Source organism: Leifsonia xyli subsp. xyli str. CTCB07 (genome assembly GCF_000007665.1).
In the GTDB taxonomy this organism is placed as follows: Bacteria; Actinomycetota; Actinomycetes; order Actinomycetales; family Microbacteriaceae; genus Leifsonia; species Leifsonia xyli_C.
The window spans coordinates 719,112-735,391 of the sequence record NC_006087.1; the positions used below are offsets into that span (position 1 = coordinate 719,112).

Below are 16,280 nucleotides of genomic sequence, written 5' to 3' on the forward strand. Positions count from 1 at the left end.
CCCGAGGACACCCGAATGCGTACCTGGTTCCGTCCGGACATCGAAGGCCTCCGCGCTCTCGCCGTCCTGGTCGTCGTCGCAAACCATGCGTGGCGATTCCCCACTGGCGGATACGTCGGTGTGGACATCTTCTTCGTGATCTCCGGCTACCTGATCACGCGAGCTCTCCTGCGCGAAAAGGAGTACAAGGGTGCGATCTCGCTCGGTCGCTTCTACACCCGGAGATTCGCTCGGCTCGCACCGGCCGCGATCGCGACGATCGCCGTCACCGTAGCGATGTCCAACCTTCTGTTCTTCGGTGTGACGAACGCCTCCTGGAATCAGCAGGCGTTCACGTCGCTGCTGTGGGTCCAGAACTGGAACCTGGTGCATGCGAGAACCGTCTACCTCGACGCCAATGCGTCTGTCTCACTGTTCCAGCACTTCTGGTCGCTGTCGGTCGAGGAGCAGTTCTACGCCTTCTGGCCGTGGGTGCTCATTCTCGCCTGGGCCGCTGTGGCCGTCTGGGCCGCCGTGGCGAAACGTCGCCCTCCCCACCTGCGCAGCACCGTGCTGGTGGTCGGCGTCCTCGGCTTCGCCGCCTCGCTCGCCTTCTCGATCTGGCTGACCGACTCGCGTCCCGCTTCGGCCTATTTCGCGACCCCGACCCGCGTCTGGGAGTTCGCGGCCGGTGTGATCGCCGCCGCCGGATTCGCCGGTGTCTCCCGCCGCGTACCGGCAAAGGCCCTCCGAGCGGCCGGACTGGCGGCGATTCTGATCTCCGCCGTGCTCTTCGACACGACGACGCCGTTCCCCGGCGCCGCCGCGCTCCTCCCTGTCCTCGGCACGGTCGTGGTGATCGTCGCTGCCGAGCGCGCCGCCACTGACCGGGACTACGGACGGGTTCTCACGCTGGCCCCCGTTCGCTACATCGGCCGCATCTCCTATTCGCTCTACTTGTGGCACGCCCCGGTCATCGTCTTCGCTGCGGCGCTGTTCCCGGGCGAAGGCTTCGTCCACGGTTTGCTCTGCGTGGCGGCGTCGGTGGCCATCGCCGCCCTGTCCTACTACGTCATCGAGCAGCCGGCGTGGCAAGCCGCTGTCTGGAAGCGCCTCGGGGCGTGGCTGTCAGAGCGCGGCAACCGGGCCCGCTTGGGGGATTATCCGTGGCGGCTTTGCTGGTGGCTGTCCTGTCTGTCGGCCAGTTCCGCGGAGTCGAACTGCTCCCGAAGCCCGCTCCGGCGACCACCGCCCCGGCCTCCTGGTCTTCCCCCGAAGAACTTGCGGCGGCGCTGGCCGAGTCCTCGGTCGGGGACTCCTGGAGGCCGTTCTCGGCCGAACTCTCCGCACCGCTCCAGCCCGTCGATTTCCAGGGTTGCCTGCGCGACGCGGTGTCGGTGGCTCCGGGCGATCGTTCGCACCTCCGGGAGCCCTGCGTCCCGTCGGGCGACGGAGAACGCCGGACGGCCTCCGTCGTCGGCGACTCGATCGCGCTGAGCTGGGTTCCCGCTCTCCGCTCGGCCCTCGGTTCCGGCTGGGAGGTGACCGTGCTCGGCCTGCAGGGGTGCCCGGCCGCCTCGACGCGGGTCGGCGAAGTGCGCGACCGCACGACTTTCACCGACGACTGCGAGAAGATGCGCGAGTCCGACCTGGCCGCCGTCGCCGCGGCGAAACCCGATCTGATCGTCTTCGCGAGCGCTCTGGGACCCTACAAAACGCTTGAGAGCGGCAAGACCGGAGCGTCGGCCCAGGCCGAGTGGACGAGCGCGACGCTGCGGAGCATAGAAGCCGTGTACTCGGTGGGAGCGCCGGTCGTGGTGATCGGCAATCCCCCCGAAGGGCGGCGGGTGACAGACTGCGCGCTCCGGATCTTCGGGCCCGAACGATGCGCGTCCACGATCGCCGCGGTCGACCGGGAGAAACGAGCTGCCGAGGTGGAGGCCGTCCGGCAAGCCACGGCCCAGGGCCTGCCTGCGGCTTACATCGACCCGGAACCATGGTTCTGCACCAGCGACGGCAGCTGCCCGATCAGGGTCGGCGATGTGATCGTCCGGCTCGACTCCAGCCACCTCACGCAGAGCTCCTCCGAGTCCCTGGGCGGTGTGCTGCGTTCGGCCCTGGCGGCGGCTCGGGTGGTGTGAGCGCGCCGGGGGGAGGCGGTGCGGGCCGCCGTCTTCGGCAAGGGGGTCCGGCTTCGCCGCCCAAACGCGGCCCCGGTGGTGCAGCCGGAGGTCAGGGGAGCGTGTAGCCGCCCTCGTCGGCGATCGCCAGGCCGTCGGAGAGAAGGCCTGCGAGTGCGCGGTCTCGCTGTGCGGCATCCGGCCAGACGGACTCCAACTCTGCGGCGGTGACTGGGAGGTGCGCGGCGCGCAGCTCGGCCAGGATGCGGCCGCGCACCTGGCGGTCGCTGCCCTCGTACTTCTTCTGGACGGCTTTTCGGGGACCGGCGTAGGGCGGGAAGCCGGCGGCGCGCCAGACGCAGGCCGCAGCGAGCGGGCAGACGTCGCAGCGCGGGGTGCGGGCGACGCAGACGAGGGCGCCGAGCTCCATCATCCCCGCGTTGAAGGCGGCGGCGGCGGGGCGATCGCGGGGGAGCAGCGCCTCCATCGCGGCGAGGTCGCGCTTGGCGCTGGGCGGGCCGGGTTCGCCCTGGCCCTCGACCGCGCGGGCGATGACCCGGCGGATGTTGGTGTCGACCACGGGGTGCCGGTTTCCGTAGGCGAAGACAGCGACGGCGCGCGCGGTGTAGTCGCCGACGCCCGGGAGGGCGAGGAGCGCGTCCACGTCGTCGGGGACCACTCCGCCGTGCTGTTCCGCGATTGCGACGGCCGCCGAGTGCAGCCACAGCGCGCGCCGCGGATAGCCGAGCGAGCGCCAGGCTCGCACAGCCTCGCCCGGGGGGACAGCGGCGAGGTCGGCCGGGGTCGGCCAGCGCGCCAGCCACTCCTCCAGGCGGGGGATCACCCGGGAGACGGGTGTCTGCTGCAGCATGAACTCGCTCACCAGCGTGCCCCAGGCTATGAAGCCGGCGCGGCGCCAGGGGAGGTCGCGCCGGTTGGCGTGGTACCAGTCCACGACGGCGCTCGCGAAAGGTTCACGCATACCTCCGAGGCTAGCCGGTCGGGCTCGTTCCAGGAGGCCGATGCCGAGGGCGCTCACGCCGCGCGACCTCCGTTCGCCGGCGCTCGCGGTGCGGCCGGTGGTCTCCCCGCTGTCAGGAGTGGCCGCATCCGCTCCGCGACGGTCTCGGCCGGCAGGAACGCCACCGAACGCTCCACCTCGTGTACGAGCGCGGTCAGCGCGGCGTTGACCGGCGCCTCGCCACCGGCTGCCCGCGCCTTTGCGACGACGGCTCCGTTCAGGTAGTCGATTTCGCTGGGCTGCCCCCGACGGACGCTTTGCAGGGTGGAGCCCGGGTTCGGTGTCGCCCCCATCCTCCGTCGCATCAGCAGCGGCACAGCCTGAGCCGCCCAGCGCGGCGCGTGGGCGGCGAAACGCAGGAGGCCGTCGCTCAGGCCCTGGATGCTGCCGTAGCGGACACCGTGCGCGTACCCGACCCGCACCGCCTCTTGGAGGCTCGCCGTCATCACCCGCCGCAGCCGCCGGTCACCGAGTGTCTCCTGGACGCTCAGGCCGGTGATCGCGGGCAGGGCGTTCACCTGGTTGACGATGAGCTTGGTCCACTGGCAGCCCGTGAAGTCGTCGACAGCGACGCTCGGCAGAGCGGCGTCGAGGATGCGTGCGGTGGCGGCCGCGGCCGCGGGCGCACGGCCGTCGCCCGCGCCGAGATAGGTGTTCGCCGTCGTCGTGACGACGATGCGGCCGGGGGAGAGGAAGCCCGCCGCGAACAGCGCGAGGGCGCCGACGCACTCGGAGCCGGGCAGCAGCCCGGTGGCGAGGCGGAGGCCGGTGAGGCCGTTCTGCACGACGACCACGGGGATACCATCGAGGAGGGAGGTGTTGTCGCGGAGGGCGTACGCAGCATCCTGGGCCTTCGTGCAGAGGAACGCCAGCTCAGGCCGGGTCTGCAGCGTCTCGGCTGCGGCGACCCGTGCGGTGTGCGCGCCCCAGCCACCGTCGAGACGGAGCCCCTCGGTGCGGATCGCGGCGAGGTGCTCGCCGCGGGCGGTCACCTCGACCAGATGGCCGACGCGGTCGAGAAGGGCCGCGATGGTCCCGCCGATGGCTCCCGCTCCGATCACGCCGATACGCACCCGACAAGCCTAGAGCGTGTCTCCTCCGGCAGGCGGTGGGGGAAGGCTGGCGACGGGGCGAGACGCGAAGGAACGGCGGGAGGCGGTCAGCGCGTCAGATCCGTCAGGAGCAGGGACACGACCTCCCAAGGATGGATGGAGGTCCCGGCGGGGAGCGGATCCTCCGACCCGTATCGGCGCAGGGCGAGGAAGGACCGGCTCAGCACTGCCTCACCGCCGCCGTGCCCGCCCTCGTCGAGGTGGCCGTGGTCGGTCGTCAGGGCGACGAGCCATTCTTCCTCCGCCCCGGCGCGGGCGACCCGGGCCTCGATCTCGGCGAGGAGGCGCCCGATGTGCGCGTCGACGGGGCCGACAGCCACCGCGTATTCGGCTGAGCTGCCGCCGTACAGGTGTCCGGCCTCGTCGGTCTCTCCGAGGGAGACGAACGAGACATCCGGCCCCGCTTCGCGCAGCGCGAGCCGCGCGCAGGCGGCGATCTCGCCGTCGGCCCAGCGGTAGCCGTAGGTCTCGCCGTCTCGCACGACGCCCCGGTGCTGTCCGGTCCGCGTCTGATCCGGGCGGCTCGCGATGATCGGTCCCGGGCCGGCGGGGTCCACAATCGGCGGCCAGCTCGCCGCCGCGAAGGTGCGACGGGACGTATCGGCGATGTACGCGCGGCTGAGGAGGTCGAGGTGGCGGTGGAGTGTGTGACCGCGAAACGAGTTTTCGGAGACCGAGTGCTCCGCGTGCGGAGCGCCGGTCAGGAGCGATGACCAGCCGGGACCGGAGATCGTGGGGACCTCCATTGTCATGGTCAGCATCGTTCCCGCGCTCGCGCACGTCGACAAGACGGGGGCGAGCGGCGGGGCCGAGCCAGAGGGGGGCCGGCGCAGCGCGTCGTCGATGCGCAGACCGTCGATCCCGATCAGGAGGAGCTTGCGGCGGATCATCGCGGAACCGTCTCCCGGTGCGGGCGGCGGGTCCGCCGTCCGCGTTTCATCGCGGCAGCTCCCCGGCCGCGGCGAGCAGCTCGGGCAGCGCCGCCACACTGGCGAGCAGGTGGGTGTGCGGGTGCCGGCCCAGCGTCTCCGCGCTGCTCGCGCCGCTGAGGACCCCCACGACGAGCCGCGCCCCGGAGGCGATGCCCGCACGGAGATCATTGGGGGTGTCGCCGGCGACGAGCATCTCCTGCACGGAGCGCGTCGCTGTCGATTCCATGGTCCGGAACACCAGATAGGGCGCGGGGCGGGACGCGGCGACATCCTCCGAGGTCGCAAGGGCGTCCACGTCCGCGCCCACCGCCCACTCGACCTTCTCGAGCAGCCTCTCGGCCACGACCCGCTCATATCCCGTGTGCAGTCCGACCTTCACTCCGGACGCGCGCAGCGAGGCGACGGCCTCGCGCACGCCGGGGAAGAGGCGCGGCGTGGCGGCCGCGTAGGCGGCGTCCAGACGCTCGGCGAAGGCGGCGTGGACCGCCGCTGTCTTCGCCGGGTCCGCCCCGAGGGCTGTGAGGAGCCCCTCGACCGCCTCCCGTTTGTCGGTGCCGGTCCAGCCGTCGAGCACCTCGGCGGGGACAGGCGCTCCCACGGCCTCGGTGACGCTCTGCCGGAGCACGTCGTAGACGATGCCGCCCTCGTCGATCGTGGTGCCGGCCAGGTCGAGGGAGACGAGAGAGATGGTCATGCTGTGCCTTCCGGGGTTATGCTGCGCGCCACCAAGGGCCGGGGCATGGAACGCGAGCGGGAGTTGTGGATGATCAGCGTCGCTCGATCAGGCCGATACCGGTCGTCCGAGACTTCGAGGATGTCTCCGTCGTCGGAGGTCGTGACGTGGCGCACCCGCAGCAGGGGAGCGCCGAGTGCGACGCTCAGCTCTGCGGCGGCGAGCTCATCGGCCGCGACGGCGTCGATCGTGTGCTCGCCGCGGTCGAGCTGCGCGCCCCGCGTGAGCAGCGCGTCGAAGAGCGATCCGGCATCCGGGTCGAACTCGAACAGGAGCCGTCCGACCCGCTCGGCGAACGCGGTCCGTTCGATCATCACCGGTTCCCCGTCGATCGAGCGCACACGCACCAGTTCGACGGCCTGCTCGCCGTCGGCGAGTCCGAGGGCGAGGGCGATCTGCGCCCGGGGCCGGCGCAGGGCGATCTCGATCGTGCGCTGACCCGGAGTGCGGCCGAGGGCGCGGACCCAGGCTGAGAACGAGAAGAAGTCGTCGATCGCGTGCGCGAGGGGAGCGCGGGCGACGACCGGTACGCGCCCCTGGCTGGTCTCGATGAGCCCCTCGGTGTTCAGCGCTGTCAGGGCTTGCCGCACCGGACCGCGAGACGCGCCGAACTGCGCGCACAGCTCTGCTTCGCTGGGCAACGCCGCACCGGCGGGGAGCCCGCCGTTCAGGATGCGCTCTCGCAGAGCGGTGCGGACGGTCTCATGCAGGGGCACCTTCATATCTTGACAATACAGGTGGGGCGTGTGGCGGTGATTTCGGAGCCGTTCTTCCGCCGTTCACCTTTTTTGCCCGGGATATTCCTCTTTACGGGCGGGGTGAACATATCATGACAAGTGGGCTGTTTCGTTCAGCATCCGGCATTTTTCGGGGACAGTGGAAGACAGCCGGGCTGGTCTGCCCGTCACCGTGCCCGACCGTGATGCGCAGTCCGCCTCTCCCCGGCCCCGAACCCCGACGGACCCTCACCATCCCCGCACCACCGAAACTCCGAAAGGAACGTCCCCATGGAAAAGCACCCGATCGAACGCCGTCCCCGTCGGCGTGTCGCGCGCGTCGCGGCCCTCATCGCGACGACGGCTGCGATCGCAGCGACGCTCAGCGCCTGCGCGGGCGCCTCGTCGGCCAGCACGAACGGTTCGAGCCTCACGCTCGTTCAGAAGCAGAAGGTGGCCAGCGTCGCCGACTTCGGCGGTATGGACGCTCTGGTCGCTGCGGCGAAGGCGGAGGGCCACCTCAACGTCATCACCCTGCCGCCGTCCTGGGCCAACTACGGGAAGATCATCGCGGGCTTCCAGAAGAAGTACCCCGGCATCCAGGTCAACTCCGAGAACCCCAACGGCTCCAGCGCCGACGAGGTCGCCGCAGCGCGGGCGCAGAAAGGACAGAGCAGCGCTCCCGACGTCTTCGACATCGGCACCTCGGTGCTCAGCCAGAACCTCGACCTCGTCACGCCGTACAAGGTGTCGAAATGGTCGGACATCCCCGCTGAGTTCAAAGACCCCAAGGGCGCGTGGTACTACGACTACACCGGCCTGATGTCGATCGGCTACGACTCGAAGGCCATCACGACGGCTCCGGCCTCGATCGACGACCTCCTCGGCGCCGCCTACCACGGCAAAGTCGTGGCTTTAATCGCGTCGAAACAGGCCACAGTGATCGGAGAGATGGGCGCGTCAGTGCCACCAGCAATAACGGCCTGCGCCTCTCCACGCTGAATCATCTCTGCGCCTTGACCGACAGCGTTCAGACCGGAGGTAAACCCGGCTGACACGATGGAAACAGGCCTGGCGACGTTATACCGATCAGCCAAACGCACTTCAAGCGTGCTGGGCAGAAGGCCTTCAAAGAGAGGAGCCGATTTTTCCCCAAACGGGCACAGCCAGCGTTTTCCCTCGTCAGTGAAGTGGTCAAACAAGTCCACCATGCGTAGCGAGCCGCCAACCGCAGAACCGTAGGACACTCCCAGGAGAGCAGTGAGGTCTTCTGCGTCAGCGCCGTTGTGAAACGCATCTTTGAGAGCCTCGTCTGTCGCTGCGATCGCCAAGCGAATACTTCGGTCGACCGGGACTGGGCCAGCGACCTCATCGGCCGTCTGGAAGACAATGGATTCATCGTCGATGTCGCATTCTCCAGCGATCTGGGAACGAGACGGACTCGGATCGAATCGGCTGATGCGACGTACGCCCGAGCCTCCAGAAGTAATCAAAGACAAGAAAGCCTCTCGGCCTGCCTTTCCCGGCGCAATGAAACCGATCCCGGTGATAGCAACCCTTTTGGCCGTAAGCGAGCCAGTTATTCCGGAGGTCTCAAGCATGTCGTTTCCTTTCGGGTTCGATTATTTTTCAGGAATGCTTTTGAAGCCCGGCTCGTCTACGGATTGGTTCGCTGCTATTCTCGCGATGAGCGTGCGGATAGCCCATCGATCTCGTTCGATGGGCGTAGGCTGCATCGACTTCCTGTTGCCGAAATAGATGCATAAAGCTGCGGGACCCGTGTCGAGTTCCTGCGCAAGCGCGCGCATCGTGAGCCCATCAAAGTCTCGCTTCGCAATGATCCCCAGCGCCGTGTCCACGATGCACTGCCTCGTAAGGGGCACTTTGACAGCTCCACCCCGTCGGCTACGCGGTTCATTCATGCCCCCTCCTGCCTCAACCGACACGCCTGCCGAACAAACATCGTTCGGTATGAACGGCGTCCGGTATGAACACTGTTCATGTTAGCATATTGCACATTTTGTTTCTAGATGTTGGAAATCTAACTTCTGAGAGACGGAGTGAGGCGCAGGAGCCCAGGATCCGAGCCGTTGCGCACTTGACGGGTGTGGCGGCGACGGGTGTGAAAGTGTCGATCAGAGTGACGATGGCCGGGGCAGTGTTCGAGGTGGGGACGACCGAGGACGCCCCGGGGGCTGTGGCGATCGGCTGATAGCCTGTCGACCATGACGGCGGCAATCAGCGAGCGGGAACCCTTCGCCGAGCGGCGCGAGCGGTTCGCTGACTCCGCGGGCGGGTGGGCATGATCGGCAGCGGTCTCCTTCTGATCGACAAACCCGGGGGCTGGACGAGTCACGATGTCGTCGCCCGCGTCCGGCGCCTGGCGGGCACGCGCAAGGTCGGTCACGCTGGGACGCTCGACCCGATGGCGACGGGGCTCCTCGTCCTGGGCCTGAACTCCTCCACCCGGCTGCTGACGTACATCGTTGGCGCTGAGAAGGAGTATGTCGGGACGATCCGGCTTGGCGCCGCCACGACGACCGACGACATCGAGGGTGAGATCCTCGAGCGGGCGGAACCGGCCGCCCTCGCCGCGGTCGCGGAGTCGTCCATCGCCGAGGGCATCGCGGCGCTTACCGGCGAGATCGAGCAGGTTCCGAGCGCCGTCAGCGCTGTCAAAGTGGACGGCAAGCGCGCGTACGCCCGAGTGCGGGCGGGCGAAGAGGTCGTCCTTCCGGCGCGCGCGGTGACGGTGAGCGCGTTCCGCCTGCTCTCCGAGCGCCGGGAGCAGGATGCCATCGACCTGGAGGTCCGCGTCGTCTGTTCTTCGGGCACCTACATCCGCTCGCTCGCGCGCGATCTTGGCGCTCGGCTCGGCGTCGGCGGGCACCTCGCGGCCCTGCGGCGCACGCGGGTGGGCGGCTATGATGTGCGCCGCGCCCACGAACTCGCCACGCTCGAGCCCGCGGCTGCGCTCATCCCGGCCACCGAGGCGGCGTCGTCCTTGTTCGAGCGGCTCCGGCTGACCGAACAGCAGGCGACCGACCTCGCGCACGGGAAGCGCCTCCACCTCGCCGGCTGGGAGGGACCCCGGGGCGAGCCGGTCGCGGCGATCGCCCCGAGCGGAAGCCTGGTCGGGCTCATCGAGTTCCGGGGAAAGGAAGCGAGGACCCTCGTGAACTTCCCGGCGGACGAGATTGCGTGATGCCCGGCCCGCGCACGATCGCTGGACTGGCATGATCGACTGGTTCGTCGCGGCACAGGTCGCCGTCGCTGTGATCGCGGGAGTGTTCTGCGTCATCCTCGGGCTGGCCGGCCGCGTGCCCAGCGACCTCTCGATGGGGGCCGTCGCGCTCGTGGAACTGCTGCTGATCGCCCAGCTGGTCATCGCCATCGTCGCCCCCGCGACCGGCAACACCCCGTCCGGCAGTCTCGCGGAGTTCTACATCTATCTGATCTCGGCGCTCGTCCTGCCCCTCGCGGGCGGCTTCTGGGCGCTGATCGAACGGAGCCGCTGGAGCACGGTCATCCTGGGCGGTGTGTGCTTCGCGATCGCGGTGATGGTGTACCGGATGGGGCAGATCTGGTTCGTGCAGGGCGCTTGATCCGCGAAGAGCGCACGGTCGTCTCGCGAATAGAATCGGTAGCGATGTCTCACCACACCCTGCCCGCGCGCAATCGCGACCGCGCTGCCTCCCGCCGCCCCCTCTCCGGAGCCGGCCGTCTGCTGGTCTTCGTTTATGGTGTGCTCGCGCTCGCCGCGACCGGGCGCAGTGTGTTCCAGATCCTCGACCGCTACCACGAGGCCCCGGTCGCGTTCACCCTCTCGGCGGTCGCGGCCGTCGTCTACATCGTCGCGACGGTTGCGCTCGTGGCACCCGGCCGTGTCTGGTACCAGGTCGCGTGGATCACCATCGGCTTCGAGCTGGCCGGTGTGCTCGCGAGCGGGACACTCAGCCTGGTCGCGCCCGCCGCCCTCGGCCTCCACGACATCGACCCGTTCGGGCGCGACGCGACGGTCTGGTCAGTCTACGGGATGGGCTATCTCTTCGTCCCGCTGGCCCTGCCGGTCCTGGGGATGTTCTGGCTGGCGAAGCGCCGCCCGCGCGACGCGGCCGGGGCCGCCTCGTGAAGGTCTTCACCGCGGTCGCCGACGTCCCCGCTGGATACGGGCCGAGCGCTGTGACCATCGGCAAGTTCGACGGTGTCCACACCGGTCACCGCGCTGTCATCGCGCGCCTGCGCCAGGTCGCGGACGAGCGCGGGCTCGCCGCGACGGTGATCACCTTCGACCGCAACCCGCTCGAGGTGATCGCTCCGGAGAAATGCCCGCCCGCGCTGGTGAGTAACCGGCAGAAGCTCGACCTGCTCGCCGGCACCGGGATCGACGCGACGCTCATGGTGCCTTTCGACCGCGCCCTCGCGGAGCTGAGCCCCGATGAGTTCGTGCGTCGCATCCTGGTCGACCGGCTGCGCGCGGCCGTCGTGCTGGTCGGCAGCGACTTCCGCTACGGGCGGGGCGGCGCGGGGGACGTGGCGTTCCTGCGCGAGCGGGGGGAGCAGTACGGCTTCGCCGTCGAGCTCATCGACGATGTGCGGCCGGAGCGCGGCCGCCGGGTCTCGTCCACCTGGATTCGCGAGCTGCTGGCGGAGGGGGATGTCGCGCACGCGGCGCTCCTGCTGGGTCAGGTCCCCACGGTGCGCGGCGTCGTCGTACACGGGGCCGTGCGCGGACGGGAGCTCGGCTTCCCGACCGCGAACCTGTCGCCGGAGCTGGAGGGCCTGATCCCGGCCGACGGTGTGTACGCGGGCTTTCTGACCGACGACGGCCAGCGCTGGCCGTCAGCGATCTCGGTCGGGAACAATCCGACCTTCGAGGGCGTGCCGCACAAGCAGGTCGAGGCGTATGCTCTCGACCGGGAGCTGGACCTGTACGGCCACACGGTCGAGCTCGCCTTCCATGAGCGCATCCGGGGGATGGTCGCGTATGCGGGGGTGGAGCCGCTGATCGCGCAGATCCGCGACGATGTGGAGCGTGCGCGCCGCATCCTGGCGCCCGGGGCCGCGGAGTGAGCGCAGAGACTCCGGCGCGCTCGCTGTGGCGGCCGGGCGGTAGCGCTCCTCGGCATCCTCCTCGTCGCTGGCAATCTGCGCACGGCCGTCGCCGTCCTTTCCCCGATCTTCGCGGAGATCCGCGTCGAGTTCCCGGTCTCCAGCGTCGGCGTCGGGCTGCTCGGGATGATGCCGCCGGCCTGCTTCGCGCTGTTCGGCCTGATCGCCCCCGGCTCACCCGCCGCGCCTCGCTGGAGGCTGTGCTCCTGATCGCGCTCGGCCTCATGCTCGCCGGGCACCTCGTGCGCGCCGCCTCCGGCTCGTTCGTCCAGCTGGCGATCGGCTCGGCGGTCGCCTTCGCCGGCATGGGCGTGGGCAATGTTCTGCTGCCGCCGCTCGTGAAGCGGTACTTCCCGGACCGGATCGGTCTTGTCACCGCGCTGTACGCGACGGTCATGTCGGTCAGCACACTGCGGCCGCCGCTTGTCGCGGTGCCAGTCGCCGACGCGTCGAGCTGGCATGTCTCGCTCGGGATGTGGGCGCTGGTGAGTGTGCTCGCCATCGTTCTGTGGCTGCGCATCATGCTCACCCGCACACCCGCGCATCCCGACCACGATGTCGAGGTCGAGCAGGCGGACCACTCGGCGGTCGCGCGGGTGTGGCGGTCCGGGCTCGGCTGGGCGATGGCCATCGTGTTCGCGACCTCGAGCCTCAACGCCTATGCGATGTTCGGCTGGCTGCCGCAGATCCTGCACGATGTGGCGGGAACGCCGCCCGCGGAGGCCGGAACGCTCCTGTCGGTGTATACCGCTATGGGGGTCCCGGCCGGGCTGCTGGTGCCGCTCCTCGCCGCGCGGATGCGGAACGTCGCTCTGCTCGTCTACGCCGGGGTCGCGTTCTTTGTGATCGGCTATCTGGGGCTCATTTTCGCCCCGACGACCGCGACGGTGCTCTGGGTCGCCATCGCAGGTCTCGGGCCTCTGCTGTTCCCGCTCAGTCTGGTGCTCATCAACACGAGGACCCGGACGCACGCCGGCTCCGTCGCCCTCAGCGGCTTCGCCCAGGGCATCGGCTATGTCATCGGCTCGTTCGGCCCGCTCGCCGTCGGCCTCCTGCACGAGGTGACCGGCGCCTGGACCCTGGCCCTCGCGCTCCTCACCGCCACCGCCCTCGCGGCCGCTGCGGCCGGAGCCGTCGTCGCCCGGCCCGTGCCGCTCGAAGACCGGTAGGCGGTGCGGGGAAGCGCGGTCACTCGTCTGCTCAGATGAGCATCCATCGCACAAGCGTTGTGCCTCGTCTAGGTTGGATGTGTGGCCCTGAACGACACCGACGAGATCCTGGCTGTGAAAGCCGCGGAACTCTACTACGAAGCGGGCAAGACGCAGGATGAGATCGGTGCCGCTCTCAGCGTCTTCCGCTGGAAGGCCGGCCGGCTGCTGGCATCGGCGCGCCAGCAGGGGGTCGTGCGCATCGAGATCGTGCATCCGAGCGCGAGGAAGTTCTCGCTGGAGCGCGAGCTCTGCGGTTTCTTCGGGTTGGCGGACGCGGTCGTCGTCCCGTCCGCCGAGTCCGACGCCGAGGCCCAGGCCCGGGTCGTGCAGGCGGCGGCCGACTATCTGACGACGCTCCGCCCCGTTCCCCGGACGCTCGGCGTCAGCTGGGGGCGGACACTGCACGCCGTCGCGTCGCGGCTGCGGCCCGGCTGGGCGACCGGTGTCGATCCGGTGCAGATCAACGGCAGCGTCTCCAGAAACCGCCAGGCGACGGCCGCCGCGGACACGCCCGTCGTGATCGCCAGGAAGGCGCAGGGAACGGCAACGCTGTTGCCGAGCCCGGCCATCTTCGAGCATGCGGCCACGCGACGCGCCATCGAGGCGGACCGATCCGTGCAGTCGGTGCTGGAACTCGCTCGCACCGCCAGCGCGTTCCTCTTCAGCGCCGGTGTCGTGGACATCAGCTCGGTGCATGTCGACTCCGGCTACCTGTCCCCGCAGGATGTCCGGGCCTTCGCCGAGAAGGGCGCTGTGGGGGATGTCGTGGGCCGGTTCATCACCGCTGAGGGCCGGGTGGCCGCCCCCGTCCTCGACAGCCGCACGCTCGGACTGGGCCTGGATGACCTGCGCAACGCACGCGTCTCCATCGCGGTCATCGCGGGCGAGGCGAAGCACCGGATCGCGCACGCCGTCGTCGCGAGCGGGCTCTGCACGACGCTCATCACCGACGAGGCCACCGCCAGCGACATGCTCGGCCGCGCGCCGGACGACAGAACTCCCACCCCGGCACAACGCCCACCGACAGAGAGCAGGCCGCACTGTGACCATCGAGACTTCCCCGCCCGCCCGCGCCCTCGCGTCGGCGGCCCGCGCCGTCGAGATCCTCGGCGGCGACCTCACCGAGGGTTCGCTGCGCCGCTGCCTGAACGAGATTCCGGGCGTGGACGCGGTCGGCCTCGAACAGCGCCGCCGCACTCGGAACGCGCTCCATCAAGACCGCCAGCAAAGCCTGGGCGCTCGACAAGATCGTCGAGCTGATCGACCTGACCATCCTCGAGGGCGCGGACACGCCCGGCAAGGTCCGCTTGCTGGTGGCCAAAGCCCTCACACCGGACCCGGGCGATCCGGCCGCTCCGCGGCCTGCCGCCGTGTGCGTGTACGGCGATAGCGTCCCGGACGCGATTGCCGCGCTCGGCGATGCCCACGCGGGCAGCCGGCCGGGCCGCGAGGGCGGCATCGCCGTCGTCGTCGCCGCCGCCTTCCCGAGCGGCCGCGCCTCGCTGGCGGTCAAATTGGCCGACACGGCCGTTGCCGCGGGCGCGGACGAGATCGACATGGTCATCGACCGCGGGGCCTTCCTCTCCGGCCGGATCGGCCTCGTCTTCGACGAGATCGTGGCCGTCAAGGAGGCGTGCCACCGCGCGGACGGCACGTACGCGCACCTCAAGGTCATCCTGGAGACCGGCGAGCTGAACACCTACGACAACGTGCGCCGAGCGTCCTGGCTCAGCATTCTGGCGGGCGCGGACTTCATCAAGACCTCGGCGGCAAGGCCGCGAACATTGTTTTCGACGATGCGCCGATCGACCAGGCGATTGAGGGCATCGTCAACGGCATCTTCTTCAACCAGGGCCATGTCTGCTGCGCGGGCTCCCGTATGCTGGTGCAGGAGTCGATTCACGACGAGGTCGTCGACCGGCTGAAGCGCCGCCTGTCGACGCTGCGCCTGAGCGACCCGCTGGACAAGAACGCCGACATCGGCGCGATCAACAGCGCCGAGCAGGTGCAGCGCATCCGCGAGCTCTCCGACATCGGGGAGGCCGAGGGAGCGGAGCGCTGGAGCGCCGACTGCGCGATCCCGGAGAACGGGTTCTGGTTCGCGCCGACGATCTTCACCGGCGTCTCGACCAGCCACCGCATCGCTCGCGAGGAGATCTTCGGCCCGGTGCTCTCGGTGCTGACCTTCCGCACGCCCGCCGAGGCCATCGCGAAGGCGAACAACACTCCCTACGGGCTCTCCGCGGGCATCTGGACGGACAAGGGCAGCCGCGTCCTGGCGGTCGCGGACAAGCTGCGCGCGGGCGTGGTCTGGGCCAACACCTTCAACCGCTTCGACTCGGCCAGCCCGTTCGGCGGCTACAAGGAGTCCGGCTACGGCCGCGAGGGCGGCCGGCACGGGCTCGGCGCCTACCTCGTCCCCGGGCGTTCGCCGTTGCCGTCTGCCGTCGCCGCCACCGCCTCGACCCGCAAAGGAGCCAAGAAATGAGCCGGCTCTTCGTGCCGAAGACCTACAAGCTCTACATCGGCGGAAAGTTCCCGCGCAGCGAGTCCGGCCGCACCTACGAGGTGGTCTCCGCCCAGGGGGCCTTCCTCGCGAACGCGGCCAAAGCCTCGCGCAAGGACGCCCGGGATGCGGTGGTGGCTGCGCGCGCAGCTGTCTCCGGCTGGTCCGGTGCCACGGCCTACAATCGCGGCCAGGTGCTGTACCGCATCGCCGAGCTGATGGAGGGCCGTCGCGCGCAGTTCGCGGACGAGATCCAGCAGGCGGAGGGCGTCGGCGCCGCCGCGGGAGCCCAGGTGGACGAGGCCATCGACCGCTGGGTCTGGTACGCCGGATGGGCGGACAAGTTCGCTCAGGTCGTCGGCAACGCCAACCCGGTCGCCGGTTCCTACGTCAACATCTCGGTGCCGGAGCCGACCGGTGTCGTCGCCATCGTCGCACCGCAGGACTCCAGCCTGCTCGGCGTCGTGAGCGCCATCGCCCCTGCCCTTGTCTCCGGCAACACGGTCGTCGCGGTCGCGAGCGAGCGTTTCCCGCTCTCGGCCATCAGCCTGGGCGAGGCGCTGGCGACGAGCGACGTCCCCGGTGGCGTGGTCAACATCCTGACCGGATCGCCCGCCGAGATCGCGCCCTGGCTCGCTTCGCACGCCGATGTGAACGTGCTCGACCTTGTGGGCGCGGGCGACCTGGAGTGGATCGACCTGCAGATCGCCGCGGCGGACACCCTGAAGCGCGTCCTCCCGCCGGAGAACGGCCCCGACGCGGCTCCGCCGTCCCTCGACCGGATCGCGTTCTTCACCGAGACGAAGACCCTGTGGCACATGAAGAGTCTTCTGTGATC

The 16,280-nt window shown here is 69.7% G+C and carries 16 protein-coding genes and 3 pseudogenes; 12 read left to right on the forward strand and 7 right to left on the reverse strand.

The window, feature by feature from the left end; genetic code table 11:
- Window positions 1-15: 15 nt before the first annotated feature.
- Window positions 16-1,476: an acyltransferase family protein gene (locus LXX_RS03505; protein ID WP_050737835.1), complete on the forward strand. Its 1,461-nt coding sequence runs from the start codon at window positions 16-18 to the stop codon at window positions 1,474-1,476.
- Window positions 1,377-2,120 (forward strand): SGNH hydrolase domain-containing protein, encoded by a 744-nt coding sequence (locus LXX_RS12575; protein ID WP_050737836.1) that lies wholly within the window; start codon window positions 1,377-1,379, stop codon window positions 2,118-2,120. Before LXX_RS03505 ends, LXX_RS12575 begins: the two co-directional genes overlap by 100 nt.
- A gap of 91 nt (window positions 2,121-2,211) precedes the next feature.
- Here the strand turns inward: LXX_RS12575 and LXX_RS03510 are convergent, their stop codons facing one another.
- The 5 genes from LXX_RS03510 to LXX_RS03530 form a co-directional block, all read right to left on the reverse strand.
- Window positions 2,212-3,081 (reverse strand): A/G-specific adenine glycosylase, encoded by an 870-nt coding sequence (locus tag LXX_RS03510; RefSeq protein ID WP_011185647.1) that lies wholly within the window; start codon window positions 3,079-3,081, stop codon window positions 2,212-2,214.
- A 53-nt stretch (window positions 3,082-3,134) separates the two neighbouring features.
- Entirely contained in the window at window positions 3,135-4,193 is a 1,059-nt protein-coding gene (locus LXX_RS03515; RefSeq protein WP_011185648.1) for a ketopantoate reductase family protein, read from the reverse strand.
- 86 nt (window positions 4,194-4,279) lie between these two features.
- Window positions 4,280-5,122 (reverse strand): alkaline phosphatase family protein, encoded by an 843-nt coding sequence (locus LXX_RS03520; RefSeq protein WP_081423073.1) that lies wholly within the window; start codon window positions 5,120-5,122, stop codon window positions 4,280-4,282.
- A 46-nt stretch (window positions 5,123-5,168) separates the two neighbouring features.
- Entirely contained in the window at window positions 5,169-5,858 is a 690-nt protein-coding gene (locus tag LXX_RS03525; protein WP_011185650.1) for a phosphonatase-like hydrolase, read from the reverse strand.
- Entirely contained in the window at window positions 5,855-6,619 is a 765-nt protein-coding gene (locus LXX_RS03530) for a GntR family transcriptional regulator (RefSeq protein ID WP_011185651.1), read from the reverse strand. The genes LXX_RS03525 and LXX_RS03530 overlap by 4 nt, the downstream gene beginning before the upstream one ends.
- 285 nt (window positions 6,620-6,904) lie before the next feature.
- Between LXX_RS03530 and LXX_RS03535 the strand changes: the two genes are divergently transcribed.
- The gene (locus LXX_RS03535; RefSeq protein ID WP_081423074.1) at window positions 6,905-7,615 is read left to right on the forward strand and encodes an ABC transporter substrate-binding protein; all 711 of its coding nucleotides are present in this window, start codon (window positions 6,905-6,907) and stop codon (window positions 7,613-7,615) included.
- Here the strand turns inward: LXX_RS03535 and LXX_RS13420 are convergent.
- Window positions 7,507-8,214 carry a beta-ketoacyl synthase N-terminal-like domain-containing protein gene (locus tag LXX_RS13420; protein WP_081423075.1) on the reverse strand — a complete coding sequence of 236 codons (708 nt, stop codon included), beginning with the start codon at window positions 8,212-8,214 and terminating at the stop codon, window positions 7,507-7,509. The genes LXX_RS03535 and LXX_RS13420 overlap by 109 nt on opposite strands.
- Window positions 8,215-8,235: 21 nt before the next feature.
- Window positions 8,236-8,472, reverse strand: coding sequence for a TetR family transcriptional regulator (locus LXX_RS03540; protein ID WP_218060884.1), 237 nt, complete (start codon window positions 8,470-8,472; stop codon window positions 8,236-8,238).
- Between the two features lie 443 nt (window positions 8,473-8,915).
- On the opposite strand from LXX_RS03540, the gene truB reads away from it, so the two are divergent.
- The 9 genes and pseudogenes from truB to LXX_RS03585 all read left to right on the forward strand — a co-directional run bounded on the left by truB (window position 8,916) and on the right by LXX_RS03585 (window position 16,278).
- On the forward strand, window positions 8,916-9,818 hold the full coding sequence (truB, locus tag LXX_RS03545) for a tRNA pseudouridine(55) synthase TruB (protein ID WP_041768170.1): 903 nt from the start codon (window positions 8,916-8,918) through the stop codon (window positions 9,816-9,818).
- Between the two features lie 31 nt (window positions 9,819-9,849).
- The gene (locus LXX_RS03550; protein WP_041767240.1) at window positions 9,850-10,218 is read left to right on the forward strand and encodes a hypothetical protein; all 369 of its coding nucleotides are present in this window, start codon (window positions 9,850-9,852) and stop codon (window positions 10,216-10,218) included.
- A gap of 44 nt (window positions 10,219-10,262) precedes the next feature.
- A complete protein-coding gene (locus LXX_RS03555; protein ID WP_011185654.1) occupies window positions 10,263-10,745 on the forward strand; it encodes a hypothetical protein in 483 nt (160 codons plus the stop codon).
- On the forward strand, window positions 10,742-11,686 hold the full coding sequence (locus LXX_RS03560; protein WP_011185655.1) for a bifunctional riboflavin kinase/FAD synthetase: 945 nt from the start codon (window positions 10,742-10,744) through the stop codon (window positions 11,684-11,686). The genes LXX_RS03555 and LXX_RS03560 overlap by 4 nt, the downstream gene beginning before the upstream one ends.
- Before the next feature lie 239 nt (window positions 11,687-11,925).
- Window positions 11,926-12,894, forward strand: coding sequence for an MFS transporter (locus LXX_RS03565; RefSeq protein ID WP_223227706.1), 969 nt, complete (start codon window positions 11,926-11,928; stop codon window positions 12,892-12,894).
- Window positions 12,895-13,143: 249 nt separating this feature from the next.
- Window positions 13,144-13,899, forward strand: a pseudogene (locus tag LXX_RS03570) (sugar-binding transcriptional regulator); the annotation flags it as partial.
- Window positions 13,900-13,978: 79 nt separating this feature from the next.
- A pseudogene (locus LXX_RS03575) lies at window positions 13,979-14,711 on the forward strand (deoxyribose-phosphate aldolase); the annotation flags it as partial.
- Window positions 14,693-15,424, forward strand: a pseudogene (locus tag LXX_RS03580) (aldehyde dehydrogenase family protein); the annotation flags it as partial. The pseudogenes LXX_RS03575 and LXX_RS03580, both read left to right, overlap by 19 nt.
- Window positions 15,421-16,278, forward strand: coding sequence for an aldehyde dehydrogenase family protein (locus tag LXX_RS03585; protein WP_041767243.1), 858 nt, complete (start codon window positions 15,421-15,423; stop codon window positions 16,276-16,278). The pseudogene LXX_RS03580 and the gene LXX_RS03585, both read left to right, overlap by 4 nt.
- Window positions 16,279-16,280 lie beyond the last annotated feature (2 nt).

Coding starts and splice junctions, on each gene's coding strand:
- LXX_RS03505 (WP_050737835.1), top strand. CDS start 16: ATGCGTACCTGGTTCCGTCCGGACATCGAAGGCCTCCGCGCTCTCGCC.
- LXX_RS03510 (WP_011185647.1), bottom strand. CDS start 3,081: ATGCGTGAACCTTTCGCGAGCGCCGTCGTGGACTGGTACCACGCCAAC.
- LXX_RS03520 (WP_081423073.1), bottom strand. CDS start 5,122: ATGATCCGCCGCAAGCTCCTCCTGATCGGGATCGACGGTCTGCGCATC.
- LXX_RS03525 (WP_011185650.1), bottom strand. CDS start 5,858: ATGACCATCTCTCTCGTCTCCCTCGACCTGGCCGGCACCACGATCGAC.
- LXX_RS03530 (WP_011185651.1), bottom strand. CDS start 6,619: ATGAAGGTGCCCCTGCATGAGACCGTCCGCACCGCTCTGCGAGAGCGC.
- LXX_RS03535 (WP_081423074.1), top strand. CDS start 6,905: ATGGAAAAGCACCCGATCGAACGCCGTCCCCGTCGGCGTGTCGCGCGC.
- LXX_RS13420 (WP_081423075.1), bottom strand. CDS start 8,214: ATGCTTGAGACCTCCGGAATAACTGGCTCGCTTACGGCCAAAAGGGTT.
- truB (WP_041768170.1), top strand. CDS start 8,916: ATGATCGGCAGCGGTCTCCTTCTGATCGACAAACCCGGGGGCTGGACG.
- LXX_RS03550 (WP_041767240.1), top strand. CDS start 9,850: ATGATCGACTGGTTCGTCGCGGCACAGGTCGCCGTCGCTGTGATCGCG.
- LXX_RS03555 (WP_011185654.1), top strand. CDS start 10,263: ATGTCTCACCACACCCTGCCCGCGCGCAATCGCGACCGCGCTGCCTCC.
- LXX_RS03585 (WP_041767243.1), top strand. CDS start 15,421: ATGAGCCGGCTCTTCGTGCCGAAGACCTACAAGCTCTACATCGGCGGA.